General features: G+C 48.6%; 13 protein-coding genes and 1 pseudogene. 9 read left to right on the top strand and 5 right to left on the bottom strand.

The genetic code is table 11. The annotated features are described in order from the left end of the window. From rsmB to ACUZ8J_RS00400, 3 genes are read left to right on the top strand one after another with little or no spacing between them, the layout of a single operon-like run. A complete protein-coding gene (gene rsmB / locus ACUZ8J_RS00410; RefSeq protein ID WP_446694888.1) occupies window positions 1-1287 on the top strand; it encodes a 16S rRNA (cytosine(967)-C(5))-methyltransferase RsmB in 1287 nt (428 codons plus the stop codon). A 15-nt stretch (window positions 1288-1302) separates the two neighbouring features. Further along, the gene (gene trkA / locus ACUZ8J_RS00405) at window positions 1303-2712 is read left to right on the top strand and encodes a Trk system potassium transporter TrkA (protein ID WP_011620862.1); all 1410 of its coding nucleotides are present in this window, start codon (window positions 1303-1305) and stop codon (window positions 2710-2712) included. A gap of 11 nt (window positions 2713-2723) precedes the next feature. Further along, window positions 2724-4166, top strand: a complete 1443-nt coding sequence (locus ACUZ8J_RS00400; RefSeq protein WP_086904520.1) for a TrkH family potassium uptake protein — start codon at window positions 2724-2726, stop codon at window positions 4164-4166. Window positions 4167-4212: 46 nt separating this feature from the next. Here the strand turns inward: ACUZ8J_RS00400 and hemG (ACUZ8J_RS00395) are convergent, their stop codons facing one another. Continuing rightward, complete coding sequence (hemG, locus tag ACUZ8J_RS00395; protein WP_446692778.1) at window positions 4213-4767, bottom strand: menaquinone-dependent protoporphyrinogen IX dehydrogenase; 555 nt, start codon at window positions 4765-4767, stop codon at window positions 4213-4215. 198 nt (window positions 4768-4965) lie between these two features. On the opposite strand from hemG (ACUZ8J_RS00395), the gene ACUZ8J_RS00390 reads away from it, so the two are divergent. Next, on the top strand, window positions 4966-5274 hold the full coding sequence (locus ACUZ8J_RS00390; protein ID WP_011715321.1) for an ArsR/SmtB family transcription factor: 309 nt from the start codon (window positions 4966-4968) through the stop codon (window positions 5272-5274). A 54-nt stretch (window positions 5275-5328) separates the two neighbouring features. Here the strand turns inward: ACUZ8J_RS00390 and hemG (ACUZ8J_RS00385) are convergent, their stop codons facing one another. The 4 genes from hemG (ACUZ8J_RS00385) to pepQ all read right to left on the bottom strand — a co-directional run bounded on the left by hemG (ACUZ8J_RS00385) (window position 5329) and on the right by pepQ (window position 9339). Then, window positions 5329-5853 carry a menaquinone-dependent protoporphyrinogen IX dehydrogenase gene (hemG, locus tag ACUZ8J_RS00385; RefSeq protein ID WP_011715320.1) on the bottom strand — a complete coding sequence of 175 codons (525 nt, stop codon included), beginning with the start codon at window positions 5851-5853 and terminating at the stop codon, window positions 5329-5331. Window position 5854: 1 nt separating this feature from the next. After that, window positions 5855-7312: a TrkH family potassium uptake protein gene (locus tag ACUZ8J_RS00380; RefSeq protein ID WP_011620857.1), complete on the bottom strand. Its 1458-nt coding sequence runs from the start codon at window positions 7310-7312 to the stop codon at window positions 5855-5857. A 77-nt stretch (window positions 7313-7389) separates the two neighbouring features. Next, window positions 7390-8004 carry a YigZ family protein gene (locus tag ACUZ8J_RS00375; RefSeq protein WP_086904523.1) on the bottom strand — a complete coding sequence of 205 codons (615 nt, stop codon included), beginning with the start codon at window positions 8002-8004 and terminating at the stop codon, window positions 7390-7392. 15 nt (window positions 8005-8019) lie between these two features. Further along, entirely contained in the window at window positions 8020-9339 is a 1320-nt protein-coding gene (pepQ, locus tag ACUZ8J_RS00370) for a Xaa-Pro dipeptidase (RefSeq protein WP_011715318.1), read from the bottom strand. A 442-nt stretch (window positions 9340-9781) separates the two neighbouring features. On the opposite strand from pepQ, the pseudogene fadB reads away from it, so the two are divergent. The 5 genes and pseudogenes from fadB to ACUZ8J_RS00345 all read left to right on the top strand — a co-directional run bounded on the left by fadB (window position 9782) and on the right by ACUZ8J_RS00345 (window position 15419). After that, window positions 9782-11930, top strand: a pseudogene (fadB, locus tag ACUZ8J_RS00365) (fatty acid oxidation complex subunit alpha FadB). A 22-nt stretch (window positions 11931-11952) separates the two neighbouring features. Further along, window positions 11953-13116, top strand: a complete 1164-nt coding sequence (gene fadA / locus ACUZ8J_RS00360; RefSeq protein WP_011620853.1) for an acetyl-CoA C-acyltransferase FadA — start codon at window positions 11953-11955, stop codon at window positions 13114-13116. A gap of 232 nt (window positions 13117-13348) precedes the next feature. Beyond that, window positions 13349-14542, top strand: coding sequence for a diguanylate cyclase domain-containing protein (locus tag ACUZ8J_RS00355; RefSeq protein WP_446692777.1), 1194 nt, complete (start codon window positions 13349-13351; stop codon window positions 14540-14542). Window positions 14543-14700: 158 nt separating this feature from the next. Further along, the gene (tusA, locus tag ACUZ8J_RS00350; RefSeq protein ID WP_011620849.1) at window positions 14701-14946 is read left to right on the top strand and encodes a sulfurtransferase TusA; all 246 of its coding nucleotides are present in this window, start codon (window positions 14701-14703) and stop codon (window positions 14944-14946) included. Window positions 14947-14981: 35 nt separating this feature from the next. After that, window positions 14982-15419 carry an MOSC domain-containing protein gene (locus ACUZ8J_RS00345; protein ID WP_446692776.1) on the top strand — a complete coding sequence of 146 codons (438 nt, stop codon included), beginning with the start codon at window positions 14982-14984 and terminating at the stop codon, window positions 15417-15419. The last annotated feature ends 193 nt before the right edge of the window (window positions 15420-15612 follow it).

Below are 15612 nucleotides of genomic sequence, written 5' to 3'. Positions count from 1 at the left end.
ATGAACTTGCGTGCACTGGCGGCCAAAGCCATCTTCGAAGTCTTAGAGAAAGGCGTGTCACTTTCAGTAGCCCTGCCAGAACAGCAAAAGCATCTTGCCAGTGGTAAAGATAAAGCCCTGCTCGCGGAGCTCTGCTACGGCGTGATGCGCACCTTGCCGCAGATCGAAAAACGCGTGGCCGAGTGTTTGGCTAAGCCGCTGAAAGGTAAGCAAAGGATCATCCACCAGTTATTAATTGTTGGCTGTTATCAACTTTACTTCACCCGCATTCCAAGCCACGCCGCCATCTCCGAAACCGCCGAGGCCTGTCGTCAGTTAAAATTTGAGGGCATGGTAAAGGTCGTCAATGGCGTGCTGCGTAATATTCAGCGCCAATTAACACCGCTAAGCACAGAGTCGGAGACCTTAAGCTACAACACGCCGGGCTGGTTAATTAAGCGCTTAAAAGCCGCCTATCCCGATAATTGGCAAGAGATAATCCTGCAAAGCCATGAGCGTCCACCTATGTGGCTACGCAACAATCGCCTCTCCCAAAGCCGCGACGAATATCTTGCTGCCCTGAGTGAACTAGAAATAGAAGCAAGTGCTGGCCTCAGTGATGATGCCATACTGCTGGCCCATCCCAAGGATGTAGCGACATTGCCGCGCTTCCACGAAGGTGCGGCATCGGTGCAAGATGGCGCCGCCCAATGGGCAGCGACCTTACTGGCTCCGCAAGCCAACGAACTGGTCCTCGATGCCTGCGCGGCACCGGGCGGCAAAAGCTGCCATTTACTCGAACTTGAACCCAGCATCCAACTGGTCGCCGTCGATTTCGATGCTAAACGTCTCGAGCGCGTGCAACAGAACCTTGACCGTTTATCATTAAAAGCGGAAGTTATTCATGGCGATGCAGCCAACATCGACTCATGGTGGCAGGGTGAACAGTTTGATCGTATCTTACTCGACGCGCCTTGCTCGGCGACGGGCGTAATCCGCCGTCATCCCGATATCAAGTGGTTACGCAAAAACCATGACATCGAAGAACTGGCTGAGCTGCAAAGACAAATTCTCGATCACTGCTGGAAGTGGCTCAAACCCGGTGGCACACTCCTGTATGCAACTTGCTCTATTTTGCCGCAGGAAAATCGAGACCAAATTAGTGCATTTTTAGCCAGAACCGCAGATGCTAAGCTAGACACACTTGCCCAGCAGGCTTCAAGCCAAGATATAGGTTGGCAAATCACGCCGGGACAACACAACATGGATGGGTTTTATTACGCCCGTTTATTGAAAGCGACCCATTAGGAAGTAAGCAAGGCCATGAAAATTATCATATTAGGTGCGGGTCAAGTCGGGGGAACCTTGGCCGAAAATTTGGTGGGTGAAAACAACGATATCACCATAGTCGATAGCGACAAATCCAGATTACGCGCCCTGCAGGATAAATATGACCTTCGCGTCGTGGCGGGCCACGGTGCCCACCCCGATGTTCTAAAAGAGGCTGGCGCCGAAGATGCCGACATGCTGATTGCTGTGACAAACAGCGATGAATGCAACATGGTCGCCTGCCAGATGGCCTACAGCCTATTTGGTACACCGACTAAAATCGCCCGTATTCGCTCCGAGCCTTATCTGGCAATGCGCGATAAATTATTTATCGACAGTGAAACCAAAAATAGTGAGGGGCGCCCTCGCGGTGGTTTTGTGATCGATGAACTTATCGCTCCTGAGCAGTTAGTGACCGCTTACATTCAACGTTTGGTTGAATATCCTGGTGCGCTGCAAGTGCTCGAATTTGCCGAAGGCCGCTTAAGTTTGGTTGCGGTTCGCGCCTATTACGGCGGCCCTTTGGTCGGTAATGCCTTGGCCGCGCTTCGCGAGCATATGCCAAATATTGATACCCGGGTGGCGGCGATTTTCCGCCAAGGTCGCCCTATCATGCCCCGCGGTACGACTATTATCGAAGCCGATGACGAAGTGTTTTTCGTGGCTGACAGTCGCCATATCCGCGCGGTGATGAGTGAAATGCAAAAGCTGGATAACTCCTACCGCAATATCATGATTGCTGGCGGTGGTAACATCGGCTTAGGCCTCGCTAAACGCCTCGAACGCACCCACTCAGTCAAGCTGATTGAACATAAGTTTGAACGCGCCGAAACGCTCTCTGAACAGCTTGAAAACACTACAGTATTTTGTGGTGACGCCTCAGATCAAGAGTTGCTGCTCGAAGAACATATCGACCAAACTGACGTGTTTATTGCCGTCACCAACGACGATGAAGCCAACATCATGTCCGCCCTGTTAGCGAAACGCATGGGGGCGAAAAAGGTGATGGTGTTGATCCAACGCGAAGCCTATGTGGATATTGTGCAGGAAGCGAATATCGATATTGCGATTTCACCCCAGCAGGCGACGATTTCAGCCTTACTAACCCACATCCGCCAAGGCGATATCTGTAACGTGTATTCCTTACGCCGCGGCGCCGCCGAAGCGATTGAAGCCATTGCCCATGGCGACTCCAGCACCTCCAAGGTTGTTGGCAAGGCGATTGGCGATATCAAGCTGCCGCCGGGAACCACCATTGGCGCCATTGTGCGTAATGAAGAAGTGCTGATGGCCCACGACAAGACAGTGATAGAACAAGGGGATCACGTGATTCTGTTCCTCGTAAACAAAAAGTTTGTCGGCGAAGTCGAGAAACTGTTCCAACCTAGCGCCTTCTTCTTCTAAGTCATCATCTTATGCTGAACTTTAGACCGCTATTGTTTATTTTGGGGCTGTTTCTGTCGATGTTAACAGCCTTTATGTTAGCGCCCCTGCTCCTTGCCGTATTCAACGGCGAGGAAACCGTGGGCGCTTTCATGCTGTCGGCTTTAGTCACAGGGATTTGCGCCAGCCTCTGTTTGCATAACGGCCAGAGCAAAACCATTAACCTCAATATTCGCGATATGTTTCTGCTCACCAGCCTCACTTGGCTGATCGTGAGCCTGTTTGCCGCCATGCCTTTTACCTTGTACCACGGCATTGGCTATACAGACGCCTTCTTCGAGACCATGTCCGGCATTACCACTACAGGTTCAACCGTGCTCTCGGGCTTAGATACTATGGACCACAGTATCTTAATCTGGCGCTCGTTATTGCAATGGCTCGGCGGTATCGGCTTTATCGTGATGGCGGTAGCGATTCTGCCCTTCTTAAACGTCGGTGGTATGCGGCTGTTCCGCACCGAGTCATCGGATTGGAGCGATAAGGCGGTGCCACGCACCCAAAACATGGCTAAGCATCTATTTTTTATCTATATCTTGCTGACCGTGATGTGCTGCGTTGCCTACCATCTTGCTGGTATGACTTGGTTTCAAGCCATTAACCATGCGATGACCACACTGTCGACGGGGGGCTATTCGACCTCAGATAACTCGATGGCGGCGTTTTCAAACTCAGCCCATTGGGTTGGCGTTGTGTTTATGGCGGCAGGAGGCTTACCCCTGCTGATGTTTGTGCAGATGATCCAACAGCGAGACTTTACCGTCTGGAACGATGCTCAAGTCAAAGGCTTCTTGTTTTTCCTCACTTTTGTGTCTTGTTTTATTGGCTTCTGGCTGTGGCAAACGCGGGATATCGCCCTTATCGACGCACTGCGCCTCTCCAGCTTTAACGTGGTTTCAGTGGTCACCACCACAGGTTATGGTTTAACCGACTACGGCGCTTGGGGCGCGTTTGCGAATATCGCATTTTTATTCTTAATGTTTGTCGGCAGCTGCTCGGGCTCCACCTCTGGCGGGATTAAAATCTTCCGCTTCCAAATTGCCGGCGCCATTATGCGCGAGCAGTTAAAGCAGCAATGCCATCCCAATGGCATCTTCCGGGAGCGCTATAACAACCGTTTGATTAGTGAAGATATTGTGCGCTCACTGATCACCTTTGTGCTGCTGTTTATGTTTGTGATTGTTGGGCTTTCGGTGATTCTGGTGCTGACTGGGCTAGACCCTATGACCAGCTTTACCGGCGCTATTACCGCAGTCACCAACGTAGGCCCTGGGCTTGGCCCCATCATTGGTCCTGCGGGTAACTTCTCGACGCTGCCCGATTTGGCTAAATGGGCGCTTTCTTTGGGTATGTTGCTCGGCCGCTTAGAGATTTTAACTGTAGCCGTACTGTTCCATCCCAGCTTTTGGAAATACTAATCGTATCAATCAAAAACTAAAAATGCGCTCACAGAGCGCATTTTTATTAGGCGGGTTCAGTAACCTCGGCCAAGGTTAGCAGATGGTCGGCATAGACCTTCACATCTTCCCAGTCGGTATAATCGATCACCGCCTTAGGATCCGTTGGTCCTTTGGTGATTTTCATAATCAGCTGGATCATCAGTCTGTCGTACCAGGGCCATGAGGGGTAATCCACCTTACCGGCGATAATCTTCAAATCGGCGGGAGTCCAAGGTGATAAAGCAATGAATTTTTGCAGGTATTTGTTGTTCTCGGGGATGCGTTTCTCAGGGTTACGCGCTACCACGTTGACGCAGAAGAAACTGTTTGGCAACGCACTTAAAGCCGGGGCATGTTGCTCTATAAACTGAAATACACTCTTATCGTAGGTACCATAGAGTACACAAGCCCCTAGCGCTACCAGTTGATAATCGGGCCAGTTAATCTTGGTTGCCACCGCACTATTGATATCCACCAAGTCCACCTTGGCGCCACGCAGCGTGAGTTGCTGCGCAATCGCATTCGCTATCTTGGCCGTATGGCCACCACGGGTAAAATAAAGCACCAGAATGCGTGTCATGGGGTATTCCCGTTCAGTTAAAGTATGTCACCATTGTGGCAATCATTGGTTAAATAAACCCCTGATAGGATCACAAATCAGCGTTGTCTCATATTCTGAAATGCAAAAATTGAGATCTGAATTGCCGAGCAGTATGATTGCGTATAGAAATATGTTCAATTAGAATTATCTAATCAAAAGCGATAAAGTGAGTACCTTATGCAAAATGATATTGATGTAAATGCAATGGTAACTAATGCGGAAAGTGCGGCTAAATGGCTCAAAGCCATAGCGAATCCTTATCGCTTAATGATTTTGTGCCTATTGCTGGATAAAGAGCTGAGCGTAACCGAGCTGAATGCAACTGTGCCATTGAGCCAGTCGGCGCTATCACAGCATTTGGCGGTATTGCGAGCCGAAGACTTAGTCGATACCCGTAAGAGCTCGCAGATTGTGTATTACAAGCTTAAGAATGAGCAGGTCACCCAAGTGATTTCGATTCTCCACAGCCGTTACTGCGCCGTATAAATCGTATCAGGCGGTAACAATAAAGCCCTAGCAGAGACTAGGGCTTTATCATTTTTACAGCTTGCTAAAGTGTGCCCCAAAGGCTTCGACTTTTCCCCAGTCGGTAAACTCGAAGGTGCCCTTCAGATCGGTTGGTCCCTTAGTCATCCACATGATGAAACGGATCATAGTACGGTCGAATAAGCCGTATTTAGGGTAATCAATCTTGCCCGCAAACACCGCCAATTGCTGTGGCTGCCACAGGGATAATTTGAGGAACTTTTGCATGTAAGGATTGGTTTCTGGCGTGTTCTTTAATGGCTTACGTGCCACCACATTCACGGTAAAGAAGCCGTTGATTTTACTGTCCAGCACCGCATGATTGCGATTCACAAACTGGTAGAGATCGGGCCTATGTTTGCCATAACGAATGCTCGCACCAATCAATACTTTATCGAAATCGGCAAGGCTTAAGGCTTCGGCTTGTTCTAAGGTCACTAAAGACACCTGCTCACCCGCTTGTTCGGCAAGCGTTTTGATTTTGCGGCAGATTTCCAGTGTTTGGCCATCAATTGTCGAATAGATGATTAGTGTCTGCATGTTAATCCCTCCAGAAAGTTGGCGTGAACAAAATCAGCAAGGTAAAGACTTCGAGGCGACCAAATAACATGGCTACCACCAGCACCCATTTAGCACCATCACCAATACTGGCGTAGTTACTCGCTACTTCCCCAAGACCCGGACCGAGGTTATTTAAGCAGGCCGCCGTAGCACTAAAGGCGGTAATATCATCCAGCCCCATAGCCATCAGCGCTAACATACACAGCACGAAGACTAAGGCATAGGCGGAGAAGAATCCCCACACGGCATCGACAACCCGGTCAGGTAATGCCTTGGAGCCGATACGAATCGAGAACATCGCCTTAGGGTGAACAAGGCGTTTAAGTTCGCGTGAACCTTGTAACAGCAGCAGGATAACCCGGATCACCTTAATCCCGCCCGCAGTTGAACCACCACAACCACCGATAAAGCTTGAGAAGATCAACAGAATTGGCAGGAACAGCGGCCACATATGGAAGCTTTCGGTACCAAAGCCGGCGGTTGTCGCCACCGAAACTGCTTGGAATAAGGCGTGATCTAAGGTTTCCTCTGGCGAATCATAAATCCCTGAGTGATAAAGGGTTAAGAAACAAATCGCCGTCAGCACCAACTGAATCGCCACCAGCATCTTGAACTCGGTATCTCGAAAATAGACTCTAAAATTGATCCCACGACGCGAAAATGCCGCAAAGTGCACGCTAAAGTTCACCGCCGAGACAATCAAAAAGAACACGCAAATCAGGTTGATCACTGAGCTGTCGAAGTATCCCATACTGGCATCGTGGGTCGAAAAGCCCCCGATAGCGATGGTCGAAAACGAGTGACACACGGCATCGAAAACGCTCATCCCCGCCAGCCAATAAGCGCCAGCACAGGCAATGGTTAGCAATAGATAGATGTACCATAACGCCTTGGCCGTTTCGGCAATCCTCGGCGTCATCTTACTGTCCTTCACAGGCCCCGGGATCTCGGCGCGATACAGCTGCATGCCCCCAACGCCCAACACAGGCAGAATCGCCACGGCTAAAACGATGATCCCCATACCACCGAGCCATTGCAGCATATGTCGATAAAACAGAATGGCCTTAGGCAAGGAGTCCAGCCCGACAATGACTGTGGCTCCCGTGGTGGTTAGTGCGGAAAATGATTCGAAAAAACTGTCTGTCCAGCTGAGATCGGGTTGGCTTGAGAAGATAAAGGGTAAGGCACCGATGGAGCCAAGAACGGTCCAGAACAGGACCACAATCAGAAACCCCTCGCGGGTTCGCAATTCCTCTTTGCAGCGACGATTAGGATACCAGAGCCAAAAACCGATAAATAAGCTGACAAAAAATGCCTGAATAAACGCAGTACCACCGCCATCGTTATACCAAATGGCGATTAAGGCTGGCGGCAGCATAGTGATGGAGAACAGGCCGATAAGCAGACCTATGATTCTTATTATGGTTTTGTATTGCATTCCGCGTGTTCAATTATTCCATTGGCTGCAAAGGTATTTTCAGCATTTTGCATATTTTGGCATAATTTACGCAGGCATCACAGCTCAAACTCTGCGCGCAGGCTGCCCTGACTCAAAGTTGCCAGCGATTCATTCAATATGCCCTGCTGCTGTTTGCCTATTTCAAAATGGATATCAACGGCTTCGGCAAATTGCTTATCGATGATCACCGCTTCTAACTGCTGCAGTAAATGCTCAACATCCCTTAATTGGGTGTAATCACAATGCAGTTTTGCCGGATAACGTAATTGCTTTACTCGCGTCGGCAATTGCCCTAAACCTTGGCGTAATCCCGAGGTATAGGCACGCACTAAACCGCCCACGCCTAACTTAGTACCGCCATAGAAACGCACGACCACGGCACCGACTTCACCGAGATTCGCGCCTTGTAATACTGCGAGCATTGGACGACCAGCGCTGCCCGCAGGCTCACCATCGTCACTCGAACCGATGGCAATGCTGTCGTTAGGCGCTCCTGCGATAAAGGCATAGCAGTAATGACTGGCGCCGGGATAATCTCGCTTTATGTCAGTAAGTACTAACTTCAGTTGTTCTAAACTCGTGCAATGAAATAGAAAAGAGATAAAGCGGCTATGCTTTATCTCTTCTTCTATCTGCACACTTTCACTCGGTATCAGATAACTTTCGAGCACTCGCTCTCCCTAAACTCACGCTAAGCCCAGTTCGCGGGTCATATTTTCGTTTCGATCTTGATGCACAATCACATTATCCTCGATACGAATACCACCAAATGGTCGCAGCTCATCAACGGTGCGCCAATTGATCTGCTGGCCACGGCTATCTTGTTTTAGCTCATTGAGTAAAGTGTCGATAATGTACAACCCTGGCTCCATGGTTAGCACTTGGTTTGGCGCTAAAATGCGGGTGCAACGCAAGAACGGATGGGCTTCTGGTGCCGGAATATGGGTACCACGCTCATCGAAGGAAAAACCTCCCACATCATGCACTTGCAAGCCTAACATATGGCCGAGTCCATGGGGGAAGAAGGCGCTGGTTATGCCTTGGTCGACTAAGCCTTGGGCATCGCCCGTGGCTAACTCAAAATCCAATAGCATTTGCGCGACTTTGCCATGGGTCGCCAAGTGTAAATCGGGATAACGCACACCTGGGCGCATCATATCGATCAGTTCGAGCTGCGCCTTGTTCATGGCAGTGATTAATTCATCAAAGCGATTCTTCTCAAACGCATAGGTACGAGTAATATCCGACGCGTAGCCAAAGTAACTGGCACCCGCATCGATTAAAAAAGATAAACGCCGCGCCGGATTTTGATGCTCGAGCGCGGTGTAATGCAAAATCGCCGCATTTTGGTTTAAGGCAATGATATTACCGTAGGGCACTTCGTTCTCGCCCTGTCCCACAGCAGATAAATACTGCTGCTGAATTTCAAACTCGCTCGCACCGTTATAGAAGGCATTTTTAGCCGCTAAATGCCCTTGCACCGCGATCTGGTTCGCACGGCGCATACATTCGAGTTCATATTCGGTTTTAGTAGTACGGTGGAAATGCAGGTAGCTCATCACAGAGTCAGGATTGCGACTGGTGAAACCTAGCACCTCAGCCACGTCTAAATGCTCACCCAAATAAGCCCAGTTGGTGATATCGCTAGGCAATAGCTCGGCAACCTTATCGGCTTTAGTGAGTAACTTTATCTCAAAATGCTCGGTCCAGAACATCTCCGGCACGTCAGACACCTTATGCCAAAAATCCACTGGGCGATAAAAAATCAGTTGCGGCTTATCGCGACCATTCACCACTAACCAGCAGTTAGGGTTATCCAACACAGGTAACCAAGCCTTGAAGTGGGGATTGGCTTTAAAAGGATAATTAATGTCGTCCAAAAACATTCGATGTGGCTGACCCGAGTGGATCACTAAACCTGATAATGCTTCACGCGATACAATTTCAGCGACTCGACGATTAAGCTCGGCGATGTGGGCATGATAGTGATGAGCCAAGTGATCCATGTGTCATATCCTGTAATGAACGATAGTTAATAAAAAAACCGCAAATCTGACTAAGCCATATAGGCTCAGTGTTTCCTTCGCTAACGCCCTATGATTTCACAGGTTAGCAAATTCTCGATTTAAGCCTATGCTTTTAATTCTAAAAATAAAATTATCCATGTGGCCAGTGAGCAATACCGCTAAAGTACAAATTCCCACCACGTACTCTTTGGCGTAATCAGGCACTTCTACACTTTGTGCAGTGTATCACAAAGCTGAAAATTCACTCTAGCCGACAAGAAATTAAACAGTCGTTTAAATTGGGTGTTGTAATTTATCGAATTTCGAAGCACACTGGCACATAACTGGTCAAATGATGGCCGAAGCTGCTGTGAGATAGAGAGTCGTACTAACACCAACAGATAATGGTGGGTATCACTTTTAAGCCAAAAGGAAGCAAGCAATGATCTACCAAAGTCCTACAATTCAGGTTGAGTTACTCGAGGATAATATTGCCAAGCTGTGCTTTAACGCACCCGGTTCGGTGAACAAATTCGACAGAGAAACACTCGCCTCACTCGATGCCGCATTAGATAGCATTAAACAACAATCAAACATTCAGGCTTTAGTGCTGACCTCAGGTAAAGATACCTTTATCGTGGGTGCCGACATTACTGAATTTTTAGGCTTATTCGCACAGGATGATGCGGTACTGCTCTCTTGGGTTGAACAGGCCAACGCCGTATTCAACAAACTCGAAGATTTACCTTTCCCAACCGCTTCAGCGATTAAAGGTTTTGCCCTAGGCGGCGGTTGTGAAACTATTCTGGCAACGGATTTCCGTATCGCCGACACCACAGCCAAAATCGGCCTGCCCGAAACCAAACTGGGCATCATCCCTGGCTTTGGTGGCACAGTGCGCTTACCACGTGTGATTGGTGCGGATAACGCACTAGAATGGATCACCACGGGTAAAGATCAGCGTCCAGAAGATGCCTTAAAAGTCGGTGCGGTTGATGCCGTTGTTGCGCCAGAGGCTTTAGAAGCCGCAGCTATTCAAATGCTAAAAGATGCAGTTGCAGAAAAGCTTGATTGGCAAGCCCGTCGCCAACGTAAGATGTCACCACTGACCCTACCAAAACTCGAAGCTATGATGTCTTTCACTACTGCTAAAGGCATGGTGTTTGCGGTTACGGGTAAACACTACCCAGCACCAATGGCGGCAGTCAGCGTTGTTGAACAAGCCGCGACCAAAGGCCGCAGCGACGCACTGCAAATTGAACATCAAGCGTTTATCAAGTTAGCGAAAACCGATGTAGCTAAAGCGTTGATCGGTATTTTCTTGAATGACCAATTAGTCAAAGGCAAAGCTAAGAAAGCGGGTAAGCTCGCTAAAGATGTGAAAAGCGCCGCCGTATTAGGTGCAGGCATCATGGGTGGCGGTATCGCTTACCAAAGCGCCAGCAAAGGCACGCCAATCGTGATGAAGGATATCGCTCAACCTGCATTAGATTTAGGTTTAGGCGAAGCCGCTAAACTGTTATCAGCGCAAGTTGCTCGCGGCCGCTCTACCCCAGAAAAAATGGCTAAGGTGCTGAACAACATCACTCCAGCCTTAGACTATGCCCCAGTAAAACATGCTGACGTGGTTGTCGAAGCCGTAGTTGAGCATCCAAAAGTGAAGGCACAAGTACTGGCGGAAGTTGAGCAATACGTGAGTGAAGATGCAATTATCGCCTCTAACACTTCAACTATTTCAATCAACCTGCTTGCGAAGAGCATGAAGAAGCCTGAGCGTTTCTGCGGTATGCACTTCTTCAACCCTGTGCACAAAATGCCATTGGTTGAAGTTATTCGTGGCGAGCACAGCTCAGAAGAAACCATCGCATCTGTTGTTGCCTACGCCAGCAAAATGGGTAAAACCCCAATCGTTGTTAACGATTGCCCGGGTTTCTTCGTTAACCGCGTACTCTTCCCGTACTTTGCGGGCTTTAACGGCCTACTCGCGGAAGGTGGTGACTTTGCCGCTATCGATAAAGTGATGGAAAAACAATTCGGCTGGCCAATGGGTCCTGCTTACCTGCTAGACGTTGTCGGCCTAGACACCGGTCACCACGCGCAAGCGGTAATGGCCGAAGGCTTCCCCGATCGTATGGGCAAATCTGGCAATGACGCGATTGACGTGATGTTCGAGAACAAACGTCTCGGTCAGAAGAATGGTAAAGGCTTCTACGCTTACTCTGTCGATAGCCGCGGTAAGCCAAAGAAAGATGTCGACCCAACCAGCTACGAGCTGCTGAAAGCCGCCTTTGGTGAGCAAAAAGCATTCGATGCGGATGAAATCATCGCCCGCACTATGATCCCAATGATTATCGAAACCGTTCGCTGTTTAGAAGAAGGCATTGTGGCATCACCTGCCGAAGCAGATATGGGCTTGGTCTATGGTTTAGGTTTCCCTCCATTCCGTGGTGGTGTTCCGTTACTTAGATACTATGGGCGTAGCGAACTTTGTCGCCTTAGCTGACAAATACGCTCACTTAGGTGGTTTGTATCAAGTCACCGACGCCATGCGCGCCCTTGCAGCCAACAACGGTAGCTACTACCAAGCCTAATTAGCGGGAAAGGAATTTAATTATGAAACAAGCTGTTATCGTAGATTGCATTCGTACTCCTATGGGCCGTTCTAAGGCTGGGGTGTTTCGTAATGTACGTGCAGAAACACTCTCTGCCGAATTAATGAAAGGTCTATTACTGCGTAACCCGCAATTAGATCCCAATACTATTGAAGATGTGATTTGGGGCTGCGTGCAGCAAACCCTAGAGCAAGGCTTCAACATTGCCCGTAACGCATCATTGCTGGCAGGTATCCCGAAGACGGCTGGCGCCGTGACAGTCAACCGCTTATGTGGTTCTTCAATGGAAGCCATTCATCAAGCCGCTCGTGCAATCATGACTGGCATGGGCGACACCTTTATCATCGGTGGTGTTGAACACATGGGCCACGTGCCAATGAACCACGGTGTGGACTTCCACCCAGGTTTAGCCAATAACGTCGCTAAAGCGTCTGGCATGATGGGTTTAACCGCTGAGATGTTGGGTAAGCTTCACGGTATTACCCGTGAGCAGCAAGATGCCTTTGCAGTGCGTTCACACCAACGCGCTCACGCAGCGACAGTTGAAGGCCGCTTTGCCAAGGAAATCTATGGCATCGAAGGCCATGATGCTAACGGCGCGCTAATTAAAGTGCTGCACGACGAAGTGATTCGTCCAGAAACCTCAATGGAATCATTAGCGGCGCTGCGCCCAGTATTCGACCCAGCAAACGGTACAGTAACAGCTGGTACCTCTTCAGCATTATCTGACGGCGCTTCGGCTATGTTAGTCATGGAAGAATCTAAAGCGCGCGCTTTAGGTCTACCAATCCGTGCCCGTATCCGCTCAATGGCGGTTGCAGGTTGTGACGCGGCAATCATGGGTTACGGTCCAGTACCTGCTACTCAAAAAGCACTGGCTCGCGCAGGCATCACAGTCAATGATTTAGATGTTATCGAACTGAACGAAGCCTTTGCCGCGCAATCTTTACCCTGCGTGAAAGATTTGGGTCTGCTGGATGTGGTCGATGAGAAGATTAACCTCAACGGTGGTGCTATCGCGCTTGGCCATCCACTGGGTTGCTCTGGTGCGCGTATTTCGACGACGCTGATCAACCTGATGGAACACAAAGATGCGACCTTAGGTTTAGCGACTATGTGTATCGGTTTAGGCCAAGGTATTGCGACCGTTTTCGAACGCGTTTAATCCCTAACCCCATTATTTAAAAGCCGGACTCAGTTCCGGCTTTTTTATTGCTCTCATTTCATCTCTCACTATTAATAATCTTACTCACATAGCCTCATCAATTTGAAAATCGGGTAGTTTTCGACTTAACTTGGTAAATATCCTTAGTGCACTTATCCGCGTTTAACCGTCATAACACGGCGTAACCAAAGGCAAGGATGCTTTTCATCATTTACGCGATGAGGGAGTTATTATGCTGCAAACGGAGCAAACGCTTTTTGAACAAATGCGGATCACTGAGCTTGAGATTGATTTTCGCAAATCCTTATTCTCTTTTACCTTGGCGGATGTCAGAGCGCTTCAATCCTTCAAGCCTGTAATTGAAGCGAACATAGATAAAATCGTTGATGACTTCTATGGTCTGCAAACCAGTGTATCTGAAATTGCATTGTTGATTGGCGACTCCGACACTCTGGCTCGTTTGCGTACCGCCCAGAGACGCTATGTGCTCGACCTGTTTAATGGTGTGTACGATTTAGAATATGTAAACAACCGCCTAAGGATTGGCTTAGTACACAAACGTATCGGCGTCGAACCCAAACTCTACCTCTCTGCCGTTCATACCCTAAAAGAGCTGATTTATGCGGAGATTAATAACTCGGTGAAAGACGCTGCTCAAAATGAACGCATTAGAATCGCCATCGACAAGCTAGTGCTTTTCGATGTTACCTTAGTGTTTGATACTTATATTCGCAGCTTGGTTTCTGAAATTGAGAACGCCAAAGACAAGGCGGAACGTTACGCTCAAAGCATGGAGAGCAAAGTCAAAGAGCGTACTCAACAACTCGAAGAATTATCTCAAACTGATCCATTAACCGGCTTACTAAACGTGCGTCACTTGCAGGAATTTGCCACGCGTATCCTAAGAGCCGCGCAAAGACGTGCCGAACCCGTAAGCGTTATTTATCTAGATGTGGATGACTTTAAACACTTTAATGATAGTCAAGGCCATAGAGCGGGAGATGAAGTACTCAGAGCCGTCGCCCAATCAATAAAGGAAAGTACCCGAGCGGAAGATCATTGTTTTCGCTATGGTGGTGATGAGTTTTGTATCATCATGCCCAACTGCCGTGAGGAACAAGCCAGAGATCATTTTATCGAACGCTTTAACCAGAATATCAAGCGCCACCTGAATAACATCTCATTAAGCTTCGGCATCGTGGATACTGGCCCCTACGACTACGATGATGCCAATACTCTAATCCATAAAGCCGATCAAAAAATGTATAGCTACAAACGCGCACGAGCTGCCAAATCACAGTTACCAGCGACGGCGGCCAATGATTTAAAAACTGAGATGAATAACATAGAGACTCTGAACCTCGACGACGCAGAGTCTTGTCCCCATGAATCTGCGGCACCAATCATAGATAAAATCGCCGAATAATGATGTTGTTCCACGTGGAACATTTCGATGGTTACGAGCAAACACCTACTCGGCTGGAGCAATTCCAGCCCCATCACAAATTCAGGCCATCAACTTGGTTTATCCAAATCACTGGAGTAACATTAGCCAATTCTGTTTAACCGTTCACTCGAGGTCACATGAACGACGTTTTCTCAACCGCACAACACAAACTGGATGCTCTTGGTTTACGCTGCCCAGAACCAGTAATGATGGTGCGTAAAACGGTAAGACAAATGGCGCAAGGTGAAACCCTGCTTATCATCGCAGATGATCCAGCAACCACACGTGATATTCCCAGCTTTTGTGAATTTATGGACCACACACTGATCGCCAGTGAAACCAGCCAAACACCCTATCAATATCTAATTAAAAAGGGACTCTAAGTCTCTGCATCGACATTAGGATAAGGACATCAAACATGCCGAAACTAGTTGCTATCGCCTACAAAACGGTTAAACGCGGGCCAATGAACGAAGTGCTATGCGCGAATGTCAGCCAGCACAGCGGCGTCGAAAAAGATGTTTTTGGTCGCCCGGGTAAACGGCAAGTCACGGTACTCTCGCTGCAGCAGTGGCAAATAGCTTGTCAGAGCATAGATGCAAATTTACCTTGGACGACTCGACGAGCAAACCTATTAGTCGATGGATATAGTTTTGGGGCGGCTGATGTGGGCAAGCAGCTGCGCATTGGGGATCTCTGCCTCGAAGTGACTGGTGAAACCGATCCCTGCAAGAAGATGGAACAGGCTCATGCAGGCTTGGAATCCGCGCTTACTCCAGATTGGCGAGGCGGCATCACCTGCCGTGTCATCAATGACGCCATGATCCATATCGGTGACCACGTTACATTAGACTAATTACCACTTCGTGGAGAGTAAGCCACATTACTCTCCCACAGCTTCCCCCCTCAACTTCTGCCTCTCGGTCATTAATTGAAACAGTATTTCCGTTTTCCTTACAGGGTATTTGTGCGATAAATTAGCGCAGTATTAACAAAAGTTTATCTAATCCGATAACAGCAAAGCCCTAGAATAACGATAACAGGACATA

This window comes from Shewanella sp. Koi 1 (genome assembly GCF_052907445.1).
Note: the sequence above shows the minus strand (reverse complement) of the source record. Positions and strands in the feature narration are given on the sequence as shown.

Bases quoted from the DNA above. Each gene is read 5' to 3' on its own strand.
- fadA (WP_011620853.1), top strand. From the start codon at position 11,953: ATGAAACAAGCTGTTATCGTAGATTGCATTCGTACTCCTATGGGCCGT.
- ACUZ8J_RS00345 (WP_446692776.1), top strand. From the start codon at position 14,982: ATGCCGAAACTAGTTGCTATCGCCTACAAAACGGTTAAACGCGGGCCA.
- hemG (WP_446692778.1), bottom strand. From the start codon at position 4,767: ATGACACGCATTCTGGTGCTTTATTTTACCCGTGGTGGCCATACGGCC.
- trkA (WP_011620862.1), top strand. From the start codon at position 1,303: ATGAAAATTATCATATTAGGTGCGGGTCAAGTCGGGGGAACCTTGGCC.
- pepQ (WP_011715318.1), bottom strand. From the start codon at position 9,339: ATGGATCACTTGGCTCATCACTATCATGCCCACATCGCCGAGCTTAAT.
- ACUZ8J_RS00390 (WP_011715321.1), top strand. From the start codon at position 4,966: ATGCAAAATGATATTGATGTAAATGCAATGGTAACTAATGCGGAAAGT.
- ACUZ8J_RS00380 (WP_011620857.1), bottom strand. From the start codon at position 7,312: ATGCAATACAAAACCATAATAAGAATCATAGGTCTGCTTATCGGCCTG.
- rsmB (WP_446694888.1), top strand. From the start codon at position 1: ATGAACTTGCGTGCACTGGCGGCCAAAGCCATCTTCGAAGTCTTAGAG.
- tusA (WP_011620849.1), top strand. From the start codon at position 14,701: ATGAACGACGTTTTCTCAACCGCACAACACAAACTGGATGCTCTTGGT.
- ACUZ8J_RS00400 (WP_086904520.1), top strand. From the start codon at position 2,724: ATGCTGAACTTTAGACCGCTATTGTTTATTTTGGGGCTGTTTCTGTCG.
- hemG (WP_011715320.1), bottom strand. From the start codon at position 5,853: ATGCAGACACTAATCATCTATTCGACAATTGATGGCCAAACACTGGAA.
- ACUZ8J_RS00355 (WP_446692777.1), top strand. From the start codon at position 13,349: ATGCTGCAAACGGAGCAAACGCTTTTTGAACAAATGCGGATCACTGAG.